Raw genomic sequence first — 17,859 nt, forward strand, 5'->3', positions numbered from 1 at the left:
ACCTTGTAGGTTTAAATAATTATGGAGTTCCTATGAAAGTTCTCGTACCAATAAAAAGAGTGATTGATTACAACGTAAAAGCACGCGTTAAAAGTGATAACAGCGACGTTGATTTAACCAACGTAAAAATGGCAATGAACCCGTTTTGTGAGATTGCCATAGAAGAAGCAATTCGCCTCAAAGAAGCCGGCACAGCCAGTGAAGTGGTTGCCGTAACTATTGGTCCTAAAGCATCGCAAGAACAATTACGCACAGCATTAGCATTGGGTGCTGACAAAGCCATTCACATCGAAACCGATGAAAAGCTCGAGTCACTTCATATTGCAAAGCTACTCGCTAAAATTGTAGAGCAAGAAACGCCTGAACTTGTCATTTTAGGTAAACAATCAATTGACTCAGATAATAATCAAACAGGTCAAATGCTCGCTGCGCTTACTAATCGTGGGCAGGGTACATTTGCATCAAAAGTGGTTATTAAAGATGGCAAAGTAAACGTAACCCGCGAAGTTGATGGCGGGCTGCAAACGGTGGCACTGAATTTACCGGCAGTTGTTACAACCGACTTACGCTTAAACGAGCCTCGCTACGCATCACTGCCAAATATTATGAAAGCCAAACGTAAGCCGCTTGAAGTAATAGCAGCAGATTCGCTTGGTGTTGATTTAACACCGCGTATGCAATTAATAAGTGTAGAAGAGCCAGCTAAACGCACCGCAGGAATTATTGTAGAAGACGTTGCACAGCTTGTAGAAAAATTAAAAACAGAGGCAAAGGTGATTTAAATGAAAACACTCGTAATTGCAGAGCACGACAACGGTGCCTTAAAACCAGAAACCTCAAAAACTATTAACGCCGCAGTAAAAATGGGTTTTCCTATTGATATACTAATTGCAGGTAACAACTTAAGCGCAATGAGCTCACAAGTTGCCAGCATTGATGGCGTAGATAATGTTTTAGTTGCTGATAATAGCGTTTATGAACATCAGTTAGCTGAGAGCATGAGCGATTTAGTTTTATCTCTTAGCGACACCTACAGCCACATTGTTGCAAGTGCTACTACAACAGGCAAAAATTTTATGCCACGTGTTGCTGCGTTATTAGATGTTGCGCAAATTTCTGAAATTATCGCAGTAGTGGACGCCGATACATTTAAACGTCCAATTTATGCAGGTAATGCAATCGCAACGGTTAAGTCACTCGATAGTAAAAAAGTAATTACCGTACGTGCAAGTAGCTTTGATTTACAAGGTGAGCAATCAGCAGCGGTTGTTACTAATATTGATACTGTGTCAGATTCACAATTAAGTAGCTTTGTAAGTGTTGAACAAACAGAGTCAGAACGTCCAGAGCTTACGGCTGCTACGGTGGTTATATCGGGTGGTCGTGGTATGCAAAACGGCGAAAACTTTGCATTACTTAATGGTATTGCCGATAAATTAGGTGCAGCTATTGGTGCGTCGCGCGCAGCGGTTGATGCAGGCTTTGTACCTAACGACATGCAAGTTGGTCAAACAGGTAAAATTGTAGCGCCTAATTTATACATTGCAGTAGGTATTAGCGGTGCTATTCAGCATTTAGCGGGTATGAAAGACTCAAAAGTAATTGTCGCGATTAATAAAGACCCAGACGCACCTATTTTTCAAGTTGCAGATTACGGGTTAGTGGCTGATTTGTTTGAAGTACTGCCACAGTTAGAGAGTGCTTTATAGCCTTTAAATAAACAAACTTATTCTGGTTGAAAGCCGTGGTGCTCTTTGAGTGCTGCGGCTTTTTTTATACGGTTAATTCAAGACACAAAAAAACCAGCCAATTGGCTGGTTTTTAGTATTTATAAACATCTTACTAAATATTAGTAAGTTGCGCTGCCTTTAGTACGAGGGAAGGCAATAACGTCACGTACGTTGCCCATACCTGTTACATAAGCAACTAAGCGCTCAAAGCCTAAACCAAAGCCTGAATGTGGGACGCTACCGTATTTACGTAAATCGCGGTACCAGCTGTAATCTTCTTTGTTTAAGCCCATTTCTTCTAAACGCGCATCAAGCACATCAAGGCGTTCTTCACGTTGTGAACCACCAATGATCTCGCCAATACCAGGCGCTACGATGTCCATTGCGGCAACGGTTTTACCGTCTTCGTTTTGGCGCATGTAAAATGCTTTAATGTCACGTGGGTAGTTTTTAATAACTACTGGTGCTTTAAAGTGTTCTTCAGCAAGGTAACGCTCGTGCTCAGATTGTAAATCTACACCCCATTCAACAGCGTACTCAAACTTTTTACCACAGTTTATAAGAATCTCTACTGCTTCAGTGTAATTTACCTGTGCGAAGTCTTTTTCTACAAATTCTTCTAAACGCGTAATTGCAGTTTTTTCTACACGTTGTGCAAAAAATTCCATGTCATCACGGCGCTCTTCAAGTACTGCTTTAAATACATACTTAAGCATGTTTTCAGCAAGTTTTGCGATGTCTTCTAAATCAGCAAACGCAACCTCAGGCTCTACCATCCAAAATTCTGCAAGGTGGCGAGATGTATTTGAATTTTCTGCGCGGAATGTAGGGCCAAATGTATAAATTTTTGACATTGCAGACGCGTAAGTTTCGCCATTTAACTGACCAGATACAGTAAGGAATGCTTCTTTACCGAAGAAATCTTCGCTGTAATCAACATCGCCTTTGTCTGTAAGTGGTAAGTTTTGCATATCAAGCGTTGATACACGGAACATTTCGCCAGCGCCTTCACAGTCACTTGCCGTAATAATTGGCGTGCTGATCCAGTAAAAGCCTTGCTCGTGGTAAAAACGGTGAATAGCTTGTGCTAAACAGTTACGTACACGAGTTACCGCGCCAATCATATTTGTACGAGGGCGAAGGTGAGCGTGCTCACGTAAGTACTCAATGCTGTGGCGTTTTGCCGACATTGGGTATGAATCTGGGTTTTCTACCCAACCTAACACAGTCACTGAGTTAGCTTGAATTTCGTAAGATTGACCTTGGCCAGCAGATTGAACTAAAACACCAGTAACCGACACAGAACAACCGGCTGTTAAGCTAGTAACTTCATCATAATTATTCAGTGAATTAGGAACTACCGCTTGAATAGGATCAAAACACGAACCGTCATGAACGGCTAAAAATGAAATTCCTGCTTTTGAATCGCGGCGAGTACGGATCCAGCCCTTAATTGTTACTTGGCTGTCTACCGCAACATTGCCTTTTAATAGCTCTGAAATCGCTAAATGGCTCATCTTCACTCCAATGATATAAGTTGCCTAACTATTTTATTTTAACTGTGCGCAACACTCGGGCATAAATTGCACATAAACGGCGCTGCACTTGAACCCTGTATCTTACCTAGTAAAGTTAAATAAAAAAACTATTGTGGGCAACTCTTTAAAAGTTTTTATGCATGCGGTTTATTTTTAAGCAGTTTTAGAGGGTTTATTACTTCTAATGTTATTTGTTACTCTCAAATTTAGTGATTTTGTGGCATTATTAACAAACTAATTAAATTTATTTTTATTCACACTTAAAAAATCGATGCTATGAAACAAGTTTTTATATTACGTGGACTACCTGGAAGTGGTAAGTCTTATTACGCGCAAAACCTTGCCGACGAATTAGGCGGCGCTGACGAAAGCCAGTACCTAATTTGCTCAACAGATGATTACTTTATTAATGAGCAAGGCGAGTATCATTTCGATAAGTTTAAATTACCGCAATTTCATAATTTAAATTTAGCGCGTTTTATAAATGCACTTTCCCAAGGCACTCCTTTGGTAATTGTAGATAACACTAATATTAAAAAGTGGGAGTTTGTAGCGTATTCGCAAGCGGCTATCGCTTTAGGTTATCAAGTAAAAGAAGTGATAGTGGGTGAAGTGAAAGACAAATCAATGCAGCATTTATACGCTAAACGCAACTCCCATCACATCCCACTAAAAACAATAAGTAAAATGGCGTACATGTTTGAGTGGTAATCACTTAGAGATTAGATAAGGCTTTTATATCGCATTGTGTAATGGCATCTAAATGAGCAGTGATTTTTTCATTGCTCCAATCCCACCAAGCTATATCTAGCAGCGTATTTATTGTTTTATCGTCAAATCTGGTTTTTATCACTTTAGCGGGATTTCCACCTACAACGCTATAAGCAGGTACATCGCAGGTAACGACTGATTTACTGGCAATAATAGCGCCACAGCCAATTTTTACCCCGGGCATAATTGTAGCGTTATAACCAATCCAAACATCATGACCAATTTCTGTATTGCCTTTAAAGGGTAAATCATTTGATTTTGGTGCAAATTTTTCCCAGCCATTACCAAATATAAAAAATGGATAAGTAGAAAATCCAGAAGTTTGATGGTTAGCGCCATTCATTATAAAAGTAACGTCTTTAGCTATCGCACAAAACTTACCGATTAGTAGTTTGTCATTTATAAAATCGAAATGGTAAAGCACATTTTTTTCAAAATTCTCAGGACCATCAGGATCGTCATAATATGTATAATCGCCTACTTCAATATTGGTAGAAGTAATATAGTTTTTTAAAAAACCTACTTGAGGAAAACCTTCCATTGGTGAAGGATTATTGGGGTTTGGTCCGTTCATGAGGTTTCCTCTTAATTTTGAGTTAGGTATAGATATTAATCTATAGACTTATAAACGGCTAGTGGGTGCGATGTGCTTAGTGATACATGCACTTCATCGCCAGGGTTTACCACAACTTCATGGCTTACTCTGCTAGTTACAACCGTAGAACACGCAAGTTTTACAGCGCACAAGCGGCTGCCACCTTCAAAACGTACCCAAATTACTTCGCCGTTATTGCCAATACTGCTTTGAACAAGTAACACATCGTCTGGTCGAAGTAGTACATCCACGTCGCCACTTTCACAGTCAACGCCATGAGCGGGCGCGTTACCAATTGAGGTAGTGGCTTGCCCTTGGCTAAATTGGCCGCTAATAAAGCTGGCTTCACCTAAAAAGCGTGCCACAAAGCGATTGTTTGGCGTGCTAAAGCAGCGCTCTGGTGTATCAATTTGCTGAATTTTGCCGCCTTTAAGCACACCAACGCGATCGCCAACTGAGAGTGCTTCTTCTTGGTCGTGTGTTACCCAAATAGCGGGTACGCCAGCGGCTTTAAGTGCGTTTCTAATATCCCAACGAAGCATGTCTTTAAGGGCGGCATCTAAGTTTGAAAGCGGCTCATCAAGTAATACAAAGTCAGGTTGGTGGGCAAGGGTGCGCGCAAGTGCTACACGTTGCTTTTGTCCGCCAGAAAGCGTTGCTGGTTTTTTATCTCTAAAATCGTTCAGTCCAAGTAGGTTTATCCAATACTCAGCAGGGGCTGTATCTTTTAATCTAAAGCAAATGTTTTGCTGTACGGTTAAGTGCGGAAATAACGCAAAATCTTGAAACACCATACCTACACTGCGTTTTTCAGGAGGTAGTGTTAATTTGGGAGTAGCGCGCCATTTACCCGTGTTTATTTCGCCTTCGCTAATAGGTATAAGGCCAGCAAGGGCTTGTAAAATTGTACTTTTACCACAACCTGTTGGCCCTACAAGCATAAGGATTTCGTTTTCACCCAGCGAAAAGTTTAAATCGCTTACTACGCGGTTACTGCCATAATCTATAGACAACTGACTTACAGATAGCATTATTTTTTAAATCCTTAATGTTCAAACTGGTTGCGTTTTTCGCCAGACATCATAATAGCTAAGCCGCAGGCAGATATCACTACTAACAATAATCCAGGAATAGCGGCGCGACCAAAATAGCCCGCTTCGTATACACGCCATAAATAAGTAGAGAGTGTTTCAAACCCTGTTGGGCCAAGTAGTAGAGTGGCTTCTAGTTCGCGCATTGACTCTAAAAACACCAGTGCTGCACCGGCAATAATACCGCGCATAGTTAAAGGTAGTGTTATGCGAGTAAATACTTCTCGTGGGCTTGCCCCTAATACGCGCGCAGACTTTACTAAGCTTGGATCTAAGTGTTCAGTGCTTGTTCTAACAGAGCCTACAGCAAGTGGTAAAAATCGCAGCATATAAGCAATAATAAGCAATCCCAGTGTCTGATATAAAAACGGTAACTGCAAACCACCGTAAACAAGCGCTGTGCCCATTACTATGCCTGGAATACCAAAACCAAAGTAAGTAACACGCTCCATTATACGACCCGCTTTTCCACTCAGTGCAGCATGTGCAACGGGGATCGCAACGATAACAGCTACAATTGCCGCAATACCTGATGCATACGTAGAGTTCCATGCAATATTAAAATCAAATGAGCTAAAACCATCGCGAGCTAACCAAAGCGAAAATATAGCCAAAGGCAAGCCAATAGCAAGCAGTAAAACAGGTGCAAACGTAACAAACATTGCACTTAACTGTAATTTGTTTGGAAATAAAATTAACGGACGACCATGGCGCTCAGGCGCTGTTTTTATTTGTGATTCAACTAAAAGTAAAAAGCCAACAATAACCATCAGTTGAAGTGAAAGCATTGCAGCGCGCCCTAGCGCAAAGGCGTTGTATTCAACATAAATTACGCGGGTAAAGGTATCTAAGCGCATCATTGCGGGCGTACCAAAGTCTGATAACGTATAAAGCGCGACTAACAAAGAGCCTGCTGCAATACCGTTAACTACGCGGGGTAATATAACTTTAAATATACTTTGCGTCATCGACATGCCCAGCGTACGCGCGGCATTAACCATGCTCGCGTCAAGGCTCAGTAAAGATGAGCGAGTTGTCATCATTACAAACGGGAAGGTATAAAGCGTCATTACAATGGCGGCACCTGTTAGGCCATACATTGATGGTGTTTCTATTCCTGTTAAGGTATTTATTTCGCCACCGGGGCCAAAAGCAGCATAAAGTGTAAATGCGCCAATATAACTGGGAATTGCCAGCGGGGCGGCAAATACAACCAGCCAGAGCTTTTTAAATGGTAAATGCACATACGCGCTAATAAACGCCAGTGGCACACCAATTAAAATAGATCCAAGTACCGTTAAACCCATTAACGATAACGTGTTACCTAAAATTTGCAGATTGTGGGTGTCAAACACTGAGCTTGCATCGCTTGCAAGCACAATTAATACATAAACAGGGGTTAGCGCAACAAGCGCTGCAAGCAGCGCCATTGGATAAGAGGTAGGTATTTTCATTACAATACGCCGCTGCTTCGCATCAAATCTATAGTAGGGCGTAAATCAGCTAGCTGTGTTAAATCTACTTTAGGTGGGGAAATATTAGCAAGTGACGGTAAACCCTCTGGTTGGGTAATACCATTTACTAACGGAATTTCGTACGCTTCACTGGCTAAGTAACCTTGTACTTCTTTACTTAGTAAGTAACGCATAAAGTTAGTAGCAAGCGGATCGTCGTTAAGCGCTAATACACCCGATGCATTAACTAAACAGCCCGCATCATTTTGTGTAAATGCTAAATCTAGCTTGGCATCAGGCTTACCTGATTTTAAACGCAAAGTGTAATAGTGATTTGCAAAACCAATATCAACTTCACCGCGTTCAACGCCCATCACAACACCTAGCTCGCCGGCGTATGTTTTAGCACGTTTTTGAATCTTTTTAAGCCACTTAGCGGTTTTGTCATTACCTTCTAAAATTCGCATTGCGGTTACAAACGATTGAAAAGAAGCGTAGGCGGGCGCCCAGCCAATACTTAAATCGCTGTCGGCAATTTCTATAATACTTGTTGGAATTTGATCTTTAGTTAAACGCGACGTGTTATATGGCAATGTACGAATACGGCCAGTTACTGGTGCCCATTCTTTATATCTAAATTGTGGTTGTAACTGAGCAGATAAATCACCTGGGATAGGTTGTGCAAGTCCTGCATCGGTTACTAAACCAATCGCGCCTGAATCAACCGCCCAAAATAAATCAGCGCGGCGAACGCCGGCTTTAGCTTCTGCAACAATGGTATTTGCTAAAGCAGCTGTAGGACCACGGCGTATACCGAGTTTAAAGTCTGGATTTTTTTTCTGGATTGCTTGTAATACGTTTTCATACAAACCACCTTCGCCTCGGCCTAAATAAAGGGTTAACTCGCCTTTAAGCTTTGGTAAATCGTCAACAGAAACAGGGTTTGCTATATCAGCGGCTAGCGCACGAGAAAAAGGCAGTGGCAATGAGCCAACCACCCCTAACGCAGCTAGGCCTTGAATAAAGGTCCTACGCTTCACTTAAAATACATCCTTACGAGCTTTTTCGGCTTTTTCTATTAAAACCTTAGCGCGGTCTAATTTTGTTTGCATGTCACTGATCACATCGCGTACTTCGTCTACGCTTTTGCTGTTTTTAATGGCTTGTGGCAGTGTTACGTTAAAGTCTTTTTCCAGCACTTCAACTAGTTTTGCATCTTGTTCAATAAGAGTACCTTCAACGCCTTCAAACAGGTGCAGATAAGTATCATGAACAATTTCAGTTGCTTCGTCTCGTAAACGCTCAGCAAATTTAGCTACTACACGGTCTAATTTGTGCTTAATTTCATCAATTGTGGCACTTTGTGTCATTTGAGTTGTAGCGGTTGCTTTTACAGTGTCTAACAAGCCTTTTTGCTGGAATTTTGCAGCAAGCTTAACAGCCCCAAGACCTTGCCACAAGGCTATGTTCATCGCTTTTTGCTGTTTACGAACTTCCTCAGCAGGCTGCTTATTATCAATGGCCATTTTTACGCCATAAAGACCCTGCCAAATAGAAGCGTATACTGGTACAAAGTTAGTTTCTATTGCGCTGTGAAACTTAACTGATTCCCAATATTCAATTAAATCATCAGTTTTTACAGATTTTGCGCCTTTAGTATCGTAGTCGCTTACCATGGTATCAACTTTGCCTACCATCCATTCTACTTCTTCTGCGTAACTTTTAAGGTTAGCTTGAAGATGATTAACATGCTCGCCAATAGGGCCGTTAGCTAATACTGGTTGAGCCATAAACGCCGAGGCTAGTAAAAGGCTTGCACCTAAAGTTTTGGCTGGTGTAAATAATAAATTCATAGCAGAAAAGTCCAAAAAGAGTAATTGTAAATGATAGCCATTATCATATAGCTTATGGTTAGTGAGATCAATAACCACAAACTCGCTTAATAGATAAAAACACTAAATGTAGCGGTAGGTTACAGTAAATAGCGCTATAACTTGTAATAGGATTAGTTATTGAGACCGACTATTAAACGTAATGCTTGCCTTTAATGGCATTATAAATGGCATCACACAGTGTTTTTATACTGGTGTCGTCACTTATATATGGTGGCATAAGGTAAATTAGTTTACCGAATGGACGTATCCATACACCTTGCTTTACAAAATAAGCTTGAATTTTAGCAACATCAACATTGCCCGCAGCCTCGTTTAGTTCAACAACACCTATTGCACCTAAGGTACGCACATTGGCAACCGCATCTAGTTCACTGCAATTATTAAGTTGTTGTAGCTGGGTGTTTATTTGCTTTATTCGTTGTTGCCAGTTTTGCTCAAGTAATAAATCAATACTTGCACAGGCTGCAGCACAGGCAAGCGGGTTGCCCATAAAAGTGGGGCCGTGCATTAAAACGCCTGCTTCACCTTCGCTTATGCCAATGGCTATTTTATCGCTAGTGATAGTGGCCGATAGCGTCATTGAGCCGCCAGTTAATGCTTTACCAATACACATTATATCGGGCTCTATATTGGCGTGCTCTACAGCAAATAATTTACCTGTACGGCCAAAGCCTGTGGCAATTTCGTCGCAAATTAGCAATACGTTATATTGGGTGCACAATTTACGTACGCAGGCTAAATAATCAGGGTGATAAAAGTTCATCCCACCCGCGTTTTGTACTATTGGCTCAATGATAAAGGCGGCTACTTGGCTGTGGTTTGCTTTAAAGTATTCTTCAAGCTCTTTGGCTTCAGTTTGGTTAAACTCGCTATCAAATTTACTAACCGGTGCGGGTACAAATACATGCTCAGGTAAAAAACCGCTATATAAACTATGCATTGAGTTAACGGGGTCGCATACGCTCATGGCTGCAAAGGTGTCGCCATGGTAGCCCTTGTAAGGCGTCATTAGTTTTTGTTTTGTTGTAATGCCTTGGCTTAACCAATACTGCAGCGCCATTTTAATCGCTACTTCAACACTTACCGATCCGCTGTCGGCTAAAAACACTTTAGTTAAACTAGGCGGCGTTATATTTACTATTTTTTGCACAGCTCTACCGCGCTGTTATGCGTAATACCGCCAAACATAATGTGGCTCATATTATTAATTTGCTCAATCATGGCGTTATTTATAACAGGGTGATTATAGCCATGTATTGCGCTCCACCAGGAGGCCATGCCATCGATTAATTGCTCGCCAGTTTCAAGGTAAATAATGTTGTGATTTGCGTGTGTAACAGGGTATACCGGAATTGGCTTAGTCATCGATGTATATGGGTGCCAAATGTGGTCACGATCAAAATCAAGGTCAATCGTATTCTTTTTAATCATATGTAAACTTTAACTTGGTGGGCTTCGTTGACAATGGTACTTCAACTCGTAGACTAAGCCAATATCACCGTTATGAAAAAAAATAAGAGAGTATTATGGAACTTGCGCCTGTTCGTCATGATTGGACCCACGCTGAAGTTAAAGCATTATTTGAAATGCCATTTAACGATTTACTTTTTAAAGCCGCATCGGTTCACCGTGCTAACTTCAACCCAAATGAAGTGCAAATTTCTACGTTGTTATCAATTAAAACAGGCGCTTGCCCAGAAGACTGTAAGTACTGCCCGCAGTCGGGGCATTACCGAACAGATTTAGAACGCGAACGCTTAATTGAAGTAGAAAAAGTAGTAGAGCAAGCACGCCTTGCAAAACAAAAAGGCGCAACACGTTTTTGTATGGGCGCTGCATGGTCAGATCCAAAAGACAGAGACATGCCATACATTTCGCAAATGGTTAAAGAAGTAAAAGAGCTAGGGTTAGAGACCTGTATGACGCTGGGTAAACTCACAAACGAAAAAGCCCATGAGCTTCGAGAAGCAGGCCTTGATTACTATAACCATAACCTCGACACATCGCCTGAGTATTACGAGCAAATTATATCAACCCGTACATTCCAAGATAGATTAAATACCATCGATCACGTACGCGATGCCGGTATGAAAGTATGCTCGGGCGGGATAGTCGGTATGGGCGAGCAAGCAAGCGACCGTTATGGGCTACTTATGCAGCTAGCTAATTTGCCGCAACAACCAGAAAGTGTGCCTATTAATATGCTTGTAAAAGTCAAAGGCACACCACTTGAAAACATAGACGATTTAGATCACTTTGAATTTGTACGTACCATTGCAACAGCGCGTATTATGATGCCACACAGTTATGTGCGTTTATCGGCAGGGCGAAATGCCATGAACGAGCAAATGCAATCGATGTGCTTTTTTGCAGGCGCTAACTCAATATTTTATGGCGACAAACTACTTACCACCGAAAACCCAGATGCTGATGCCGATATGAATCTAATTAAAAAATTAGGTATGAACCCAGAAAAGCGTCACGACTATTCAGACGAAGCAGTAGAAGCCTCGCTTTCATCGCAAGTAGCCGACAAAGCAACCTCTGAATTATTTTACGAAGCGTAGGCTTTTATATCTATGCCCTTTGATTTTATAAATACGCATCTGCAGGCTCGCCAGCAAGATGCGTTACTTCGTAAACGCCACGTAGTGCAACATGCAACAGCGCGCACCATAACGGTTAATAATAAAACCTACCTTAACTTTGCCAGTAACGACTACTTAGGTTTTGGTGATGTGGCTGTTAACCTTAATGACTCCCACGCATTAGGCAGTCACAGCTCGGCATTGGTTACCGGTTATCAGGCGCAACAAAAAGCGCTTGAGCAATACTTATGCGAGCAATTTGGTTATGGCGCAGGCATGTTGTTTAACTCAGGGTTTAGTGCAAATAGCAGCGTAATTAAAGCGTTGTTCCAAGATAAAGCCGCTGCGCAAAACAGCGCTATTTTTCAAGATAAGTTAAATCATGCAAGCTTGATTGACGGGGCTATGCACTCTAACGCGGCTTTAGTGCGTTTTAATCACAACGACATGAACCATTTACGTTCACGGCTCGAAAAATCAAAAGCGCAAAACAAGCTTATTATAAGCGAAGGTGTATTTTCGATGGATGGCGATACCGCGCCTCTTAAAGAATTACTCGCACTTGCAAAACAGCACAACGCATGGCTAATGATTGACGACGCACACGGCTTTGGCGCATTAGGCAAAACAGGTTTGGGCAGTTGCGAAGCGTTTATTACTCAAACGCTGCCAGATATATTAATCATTACTTTTGGTAAAGCAGTGGCTAGTAGTGGCGCGTGTGTATTAGGCAGTAAACAGTTTATTGATTACATGCTGCAATTTAATCGCGATTACACGTATTCAACCGCTATGTCGCCGCTTATGGCAAGTCACACACTTGCGCGTATTAAAAGTATAAAAACAGCTGATAATAAGCGTGATAAGCTAAATGCCAATATTGCATTATTTAAACAACTCGCTAAAACCCATAATATTGCAGTAATGGAATCAAACACCGCAATACAGCCCATTATATTAAGCAGCGTTGAGCAAACGTTGCAAGCGGCAGATAAACTTAAACAACAGGGTATTTGGCTCACTGCAATTAGACCGCCGACGGTTGCACATAACACCTCACGTTTACGCATTACTTTAACCGCCGCACATACCGAGCAAGACATAACACAGTTAGTTAAGCATTTAGTAGGTGCAATAGCATGACTGCTCAGCCAGTATTAAAAACAGATTTAATGCAAACACGACTTGTAAAACCGTGTTTAGTAAGTAGTGAATTGGATATAGAGTTAAACAAGGATTTAAGTAAGGAGCTTAAAAAATCCACCCAAAGTAAGTTTTCAAAGGCGGCAGCGCGTTATAACACCCATGCAAATGTACAAAAACACGCAGCAAGCGATTTATTTAAACTTATAAAACCAGGCTTTAATAAAAATAGGCTTTGTGTTGATTTAGGCGCAGGTCCGCTTGTTAATACACACACATTACAAAGCATGTTTTCAAGCGTTGTGGCAATAGATTTAAGTTTAAACATGCTGCAAAGTAGTGATTTAACCACAGCTAAACTATGCGCCGATATGGATAACTTACCGCTACAAGCAAACAGTGTTGATGTTATTTACAGTAACTTTGCAGTGCAATGGTCTGCTAATTTTTCGGCTTTAATGCAATCACTTTACAGCATATTAAAACCAGGCGGGCAGGCGTATATAAGCACTGTGGTAGAGGGCTCACTTAACGAAATAAAAACAGCCTTTGCCGCGCTTGATTCAAACAGTCATATAAATACCTTTAATAGTGAACTGTATATAAACCAATCAGTCCAAAATGCAGGGTTTACTATTAACAGCGCTCAAAAACGTATTTACACCGATGAATACACAACACCTTTTAAAGCTATTACCTCAATTAAGGCTATAGGTGCAACTACACAAAATCATACTAATACGCGCCAAGGGCTACTTACCAAATCTGCTTTACAAAAAGTATGCAGTGCGTATCCGCTTATAAATAACAAAGCATGTGTGTCTTATCATGTGGTGCTGTTATCATTACAAAAACACTAAATAAGCCCAAAGACATTAAAGGCAACGCATGAAAGAATTTTTTATAACAGGCACCGACACCGATGCCGGAAAAACCCACGTTACCAGTTTGCTATTAAAGTTACTTACCCAACACAAAAAACAGGCCATTGGCTTTAAACCCCTTGCTGCTGGCTGCGAAATGGCGTTTGATCAGCTAGTAAATGCCGATGCCCTTATACTAATGGAAAGTGCAACAGTGAGCGCTAAATACGACGTAGTAAATCCGTTTGCGTTTGCACCCCCTATTGCGCCGCACATAGCCGCTGAGCAAGTTGGGGTTAGTATTACTGTAGATAAACTAAGTGATGCTTATAAAGGTGTAAAACAACAGGGAGCTAATTATATACTTACCGAAGGCGCTGGTGGCTGGGCGTTACCTATTAACAATACGGAGTATTTATACGACTGGGTTAAAGCAGAGCAACTGCCGGTAATACTCGTTGTAGGCATGAAGCTAGGTTGCTTAAATCATGCGTTACTAACCGCTGCACATATGCAAAGTATGGGTATAAACTGCGTTGGCTGGATTGCAAACCAAGTCGATAAAAACATGGACGAGTACCAAGCAAACCTTGATTCACTTAAAGCACGTTTACCGTTTCCAATACTTGCTATAAGCCCATACAGCGAGCAAACTCCTAAGTTACAAATATATAAAGCCTTGCTTAGTGCGTTATCTATAAACACTTAAGCGGTTTTAAAAAGATTTACTTTTTTAGGTAAATCTTGAAATAGTCAGCCTTAGTACACATATAAACATTTATAAATACATAGCTTGCTTAAAGACAATGTTACTAAGGACATAACGACTATATGACGCACCCATTTATTCAACGCTACGCCCAAAATGCGCACGTAAGCGCTGAGCCAAAAGCACTAAACAATGGCTTACCTAAAAAACGCGTAGGTATAATCGGTGGGGGCACAGCTGGTTCCACAATAGCCATTAGGCTTGCTGCGTTAGGGTTAGAAACTTATGTACTTGAAAAGAAAAAGTCGTTAATTGATGGCCCTCCAATGTGCCATTTGCACGCAGGTGGCAACTTATATCGTGAAATACCCGACGAAGACTGCATAGATTTACTCAAGCAATGTATAGATATTGCTCGCCTTTATCCTCACACCATAGATGTTCGCCCCACAGTATTTGCAGTACCCAAGCGCGATGATGACGCACCGGAGGACTTATTTCCGCGTTTAGATAAATTAGTAAAAGCCTACAGCGAGCTTGTAGAGCAAGACAGCGCTAATAAAGTGTTAGGCGAGCCTGAGCATTATTATCAGTTATATAGTTATGAGCAAATGCTAAAGCTTGCTAAACAAAAACAAGTAGCCAAGCCCACGTCATTAGATGAGTGGATGATACCCGTTGCTAAGCATTTAGATTTAGATAAGCTAAAGTTCCCACTCATTGTTGCACAAGAATATGGTTGGAATATATTTCGTTTATCGGCCAGTGCACAGCTTGCCCTTGCACAGTACAAACACGCTCACGTTTTAACAAGCACCAGTGTTAAAAACGTATCGCCAGTTATAAATACCAATAATGATAAGCAAACACTTAAATGGCGCATTGAATATCAATCAGAGCCAAGCCTTGATGAACAACCAGATACTTCAACCGATACACAAGCCGATTCACAAACCATTGAGGTAGATTACCTTATTAATGCGTGTGGTTTTCAAACCGGTATTATTGACGACCTGGTTGGGGTAGATGTAAAACGCATGGTTGAATTTAAAGCCTCTTACATTACTCATTGGCAAGGTGCTGGTGGGCAAATACCTGAAATTATTATTTATGGTAACCGTGGTACGCCAGAAGGTATGGCGCAGCTAACCCCTTACCCTAACGGGTATTTTCAAATACATGGCATGACCAACAATATTACATTGTTTAATGATGGCTTAGCTGATGCCACGCCAATGAGCGCACAACCTAAACTTCCCAAAAAATACCTGCATTATATTAAAGACGGCTGGGACAAAGCAGCATTGCAAGCGCGTACTCAAACAGCAATTGATTATGTAGCCGAGTTTGTTCCTGCATTTAAAACTGCTAGCACACAAAATAATGCCTTGTTTGGCGGGCAACAAATCCCAGGTGATGACGACACTTTGCGCGTAGCCGATGTAAGTTTATATTCGCATATTTGCTACGCGCGGGCCGAAAATGTTAAAGCATCGTCAACGTTAATAGCGGCAGATCAAATAGTGGGTGAGTTTATGAAATTAGGAATAATAAGCAGCGATCCTGCTGTAAATTATCACCGCAGTACTCATCAATGGTCGTATCTTAAACATAATAGCGGCGAAAAAATTGGCGAAGTTGCACGCATATTGGCACACGAGCGTGGTTTTCCAATTGATATGGCAGAGCTAAATAACAGCTTGTAATAAGCTGATTTAAAAAGAAACTTCAGTCTTAAATTTGCTGTAAAACGCTTCTTAAAAAAATTATCAATAAACACAGAAATAACACTTGTGTTATGACATAGTTTGTCACAGAATAGCGCTAACGTTATGACATAGTGTGTCATAACGCAGTGATTGCTTTAACCTAATTTAATTTTATGTTCGGTGATCGAACCTATTTTTGTGAGGACAATATGAAACGTGTATTTTTGTTTTTATTAACTAACCTAGCGGTTATGTTGGTATTAGGTGTAGTGCTTTCAATAATAATGAGTGCGCTGGGCTTAAGCCATCGTAGCCTTGGCGGAATTTTACTTATAGCCACCGTATTTGGTTTTGGTGGATCGTTTATTTCGTTATTTATGTCGAAATGGATCGCTAAAAAAATCAACAGGCGCGCATGTAATTACGCAGCCTCGAAACGAAACCGAACATTGGCTTGTACAAACGGTATCTGCGCAGGCAAAAAAAGCAGGTATTAAAATGCCAGAAGTAGCTATTTACGACAGCCCAGAAATGAATGCGTTTGCAACGGGCCCAAGTAAAAACAACTCGTTAGTGGCAGTAAGCACAGGCTTAATGCACAACATGACCAAAGATCAAGCCGAAGCCGTACTTGCCCACGAAGTATCGCACGTGGCTAACGGCGACATGGTAACGCTTACGCTAATACAAGGCGTGGTAAATACCTTTGTAATATTTGCCGCAAAAGTACTGGCAGGCATTGTAGATAACTTTATTAATAGCGATGAGGAAGAGGGTGGCAGTAGCTGGACATACTTCTTATTCGATATGTTATTCCAAGTATTATTTGGCGTACTAGCAAGCATAGTGGTTGCAAGTTACAGCCGTAAACGTGAATTTGCAGCCGACAGCGGCGCAGCAAAACTAGTTGGTGCTGATAAAATGCGATCAGCCCTTGAGCGATTAAAGCAAAACCACCCGTCGCAATTACAAGGCTCAATGATGGCCTTTGGTATTGCAAGTGGCAAAGGTGTTGCTGAGCTGTTTTCATCGCACCCGCCACTTGATGCGCGAATAGACGCACTACGTAAATAAGGTAACTCTTATTTACAAACACAAAAGCCAGCGTAATAGCTGGCTTTTTAGTGTGTAGTAAGCTGGTTATTTACCAAAAATAATATCGGTAATGCCTTCTGGTGAGAGTATTTCTATCCAGTAGCCGTCAGGGTCTTTTATAAATGCTAAGCCCTTCATTGAGCCATCGTCTGGCTTTTTCACAAATTCTACATCGTACTTTGCAAAGCGTTCACTGGCTGCGTATACATCGGGTACACTAATACCAATGTGACCAAAGCCTTTAGGTTCTTGGTTACCGCTGTGGTAGCCCTCAAAGCTGTCGTCGTTTTCTGTGCCCCAGTTATGGGTAAGCTCAATGAGTGCAGGGCGACCAAATACCCATTTAGCTTTGGTTTTATCATCACCTTCTGGCTGCTCTGGTTCGTAGCCTAAAAAGTACAATGTAAACTTCATTTCAGGAAAGTCATACTTACCTAACAGCTTCATACCTAATACATTTTGATAAAATTCGAGCGACGGTTTGGGATCTTTAATACGCAACATAGTTTGCTGCATCACATAGCCTTTAGTGGCTTGTTCAATTTGCTCTGGAGATTCGTTATAGCTAGACATGGTAATCCTTTGTATAAATTAAGAAGCGGAAATAGAGATATAATGCTTAAGCTATCATAATCAACCATAAGTTAAATTTAAACTGCTTTAACTCATTACTACCCC

Annotated in this window: 15 protein-coding genes and 2 pseudogenes; 9 read left to right on the forward strand and 8 right to left on the reverse strand. The window is 41.2% G+C overall.

The features are described from left to right. Positions 1-32: 32 nt before the first annotated feature. Positions 33-782 (forward strand): electron transfer flavoprotein subunit beta/FixA family protein, encoded by a 750-nt coding sequence (locus P20495_RS18510; RefSeq protein WP_008133743.1) that lies wholly within the window; start codon positions 33-35, stop codon positions 780-782. Continuing rightward, positions 783-1,709 (forward strand): electron transfer flavoprotein subunit alpha/FixB family protein, encoded by a 927-nt coding sequence (locus P20495_RS18505; RefSeq protein ID WP_008133745.1) that lies wholly within the window; start codon positions 783-785, stop codon positions 1,707-1,709. It abuts the gene before it with no gap. A gap of 140 nt (positions 1,710-1,849) precedes the next feature. Here P20495_RS18505 and asnS read toward each other — a convergent pair whose 3' ends face one another. Continuing rightward, a complete protein-coding gene (asnS, locus tag P20495_RS18500) occupies positions 1,850-3,247 on the reverse strand; it encodes an asparagine--tRNA ligase (protein WP_008133747.1) in 1,398 nt (465 codons plus the stop codon). Between the two features lie 297 nt (positions 3,248-3,544). Here asnS and P20495_RS18495 point away from each other — a divergent pair, with 297 nt between their 5' ends. Further along, a complete protein-coding gene (locus P20495_RS18495; protein WP_008133749.1) occupies positions 3,545-3,979 on the forward strand; it encodes an AAA family ATPase in 435 nt (144 codons plus the stop codon). A gap of 4 nt (positions 3,980-3,983) precedes the next feature. Here P20495_RS18495 and P20495_RS18490 read toward each other — a convergent pair whose 3' ends face one another. From P20495_RS18490 to bioA, 6 genes and pseudogenes are all read right to left on the reverse strand, one after another. Next, positions 3,984-4,613, reverse strand: coding sequence for a Vat family streptogramin A O-acetyltransferase (locus P20495_RS18490; RefSeq protein WP_008133751.1), 630 nt, complete (start codon positions 4,611-4,613; stop codon positions 3,984-3,986). 35 nt (positions 4,614-4,648) lie between these two features. Further along, positions 4,649-5,665: an ABC transporter ATP-binding protein gene (locus P20495_RS18485; RefSeq protein WP_008133753.1), complete on the reverse strand. Its 1,017-nt coding sequence runs from the start codon at positions 5,663-5,665 to the stop codon at positions 4,649-4,651. Between the two features lie 14 nt (positions 5,666-5,679). After that, positions 5,680-7,179, reverse strand: a complete 1,500-nt coding sequence (locus P20495_RS18480) for an iron ABC transporter permease (RefSeq protein ID WP_008133755.1) — start codon at positions 7,177-7,179, stop codon at positions 5,680-5,682. Continuing rightward, positions 7,179-8,219, reverse strand: a complete 1,041-nt coding sequence (locus tag P20495_RS18475; RefSeq protein WP_008133756.1) for an extracellular solute-binding protein — start codon at positions 8,217-8,219, stop codon at positions 7,179-7,181. The genes P20495_RS18480 and P20495_RS18475 overlap by 1 nt, the downstream gene beginning before the upstream one ends. Next, positions 8,220-9,032 carry a hypothetical protein gene (locus P20495_RS18470; RefSeq protein ID WP_008133758.1) on the reverse strand — a complete coding sequence of 271 codons (813 nt, stop codon included), beginning with the start codon at positions 9,030-9,032 and terminating at the stop codon, positions 8,220-8,222. A gap of 172 nt (positions 9,033-9,204) precedes the next feature. Then, a pseudogene (gene bioA, locus P20495_RS20010) lies at positions 9,205-10,505 on the reverse strand (adenosylmethionine--8-amino-7-oxononanoate transaminase). A 95-nt stretch (positions 10,506-10,600) separates the two neighbouring features. On the opposite strand from bioA, the gene bioB reads away from it, so the two are divergent. The 6 genes and pseudogenes from bioB (at position 10,601) to htpX (ending at position 17,160) form a co-directional block, all read left to right on the forward strand. Next, positions 10,601-11,641, forward strand: coding sequence for a biotin synthase BioB (gene bioB / locus P20495_RS18465; RefSeq protein WP_008133761.1), 1,041 nt, complete (start codon positions 10,601-10,603; stop codon positions 11,639-11,641). 12 nt (positions 11,642-11,653) lie between these two features. After that, positions 11,654-12,805 (forward strand): 8-amino-7-oxononanoate synthase, encoded by a 1,152-nt coding sequence (locus tag P20495_RS18460; RefSeq protein ID WP_008133762.1) that lies wholly within the window; start codon positions 11,654-11,656, stop codon positions 12,803-12,805. Next, the gene (locus P20495_RS18455; protein ID WP_008133763.1) at positions 12,802-13,665 is read left to right on the forward strand and encodes a methyltransferase domain-containing protein; all 864 of its coding nucleotides are present in this window, start codon (positions 12,802-12,804) and stop codon (positions 13,663-13,665) included. Before P20495_RS18460 ends, P20495_RS18455 begins: the two co-directional genes overlap by 4 nt. Positions 13,666-13,693: 28 nt before the next feature. Continuing rightward, on the forward strand, positions 13,694-14,377 hold the full coding sequence (bioD, locus tag P20495_RS18450; protein ID WP_008133764.1) for a dethiobiotin synthase: 684 nt from the start codon (positions 13,694-13,696) through the stop codon (positions 14,375-14,377). Between the two features lie 122 nt (positions 14,378-14,499). Next, complete coding sequence (locus P20495_RS18445; protein WP_008133765.1) at positions 14,500-16,083, forward strand: FAD-dependent oxidoreductase; 1,584 nt, start codon at positions 14,500-14,502, stop codon at positions 16,081-16,083. 212 nt (positions 16,084-16,295) lie between these two features. After that, a pseudogene (gene htpX / locus P20495_RS20015) lies at positions 16,296-17,160 on the forward strand (protease HtpX). A 66-nt stretch (positions 17,161-17,226) separates the two neighbouring features. Here the strand turns inward: htpX and gloA are convergent. Continuing rightward, a complete protein-coding gene (gloA, locus tag P20495_RS18440; RefSeq protein ID WP_008133768.1) occupies positions 17,227-17,754 on the reverse strand; it encodes a lactoylglutathione lyase in 528 nt (175 codons plus the stop codon). Positions 17,755-17,859: the final 105 nt, after the last annotated feature.

Source organism: Pseudoalteromonas sp. BSi20495, from assembly GCF_000241185.1.
In the GTDB taxonomy this organism is placed as follows: Bacteria; Pseudomonadota; Gammaproteobacteria; order Enterobacterales; family Alteromonadaceae; genus Pseudoalteromonas; species Pseudoalteromonas fuliginea.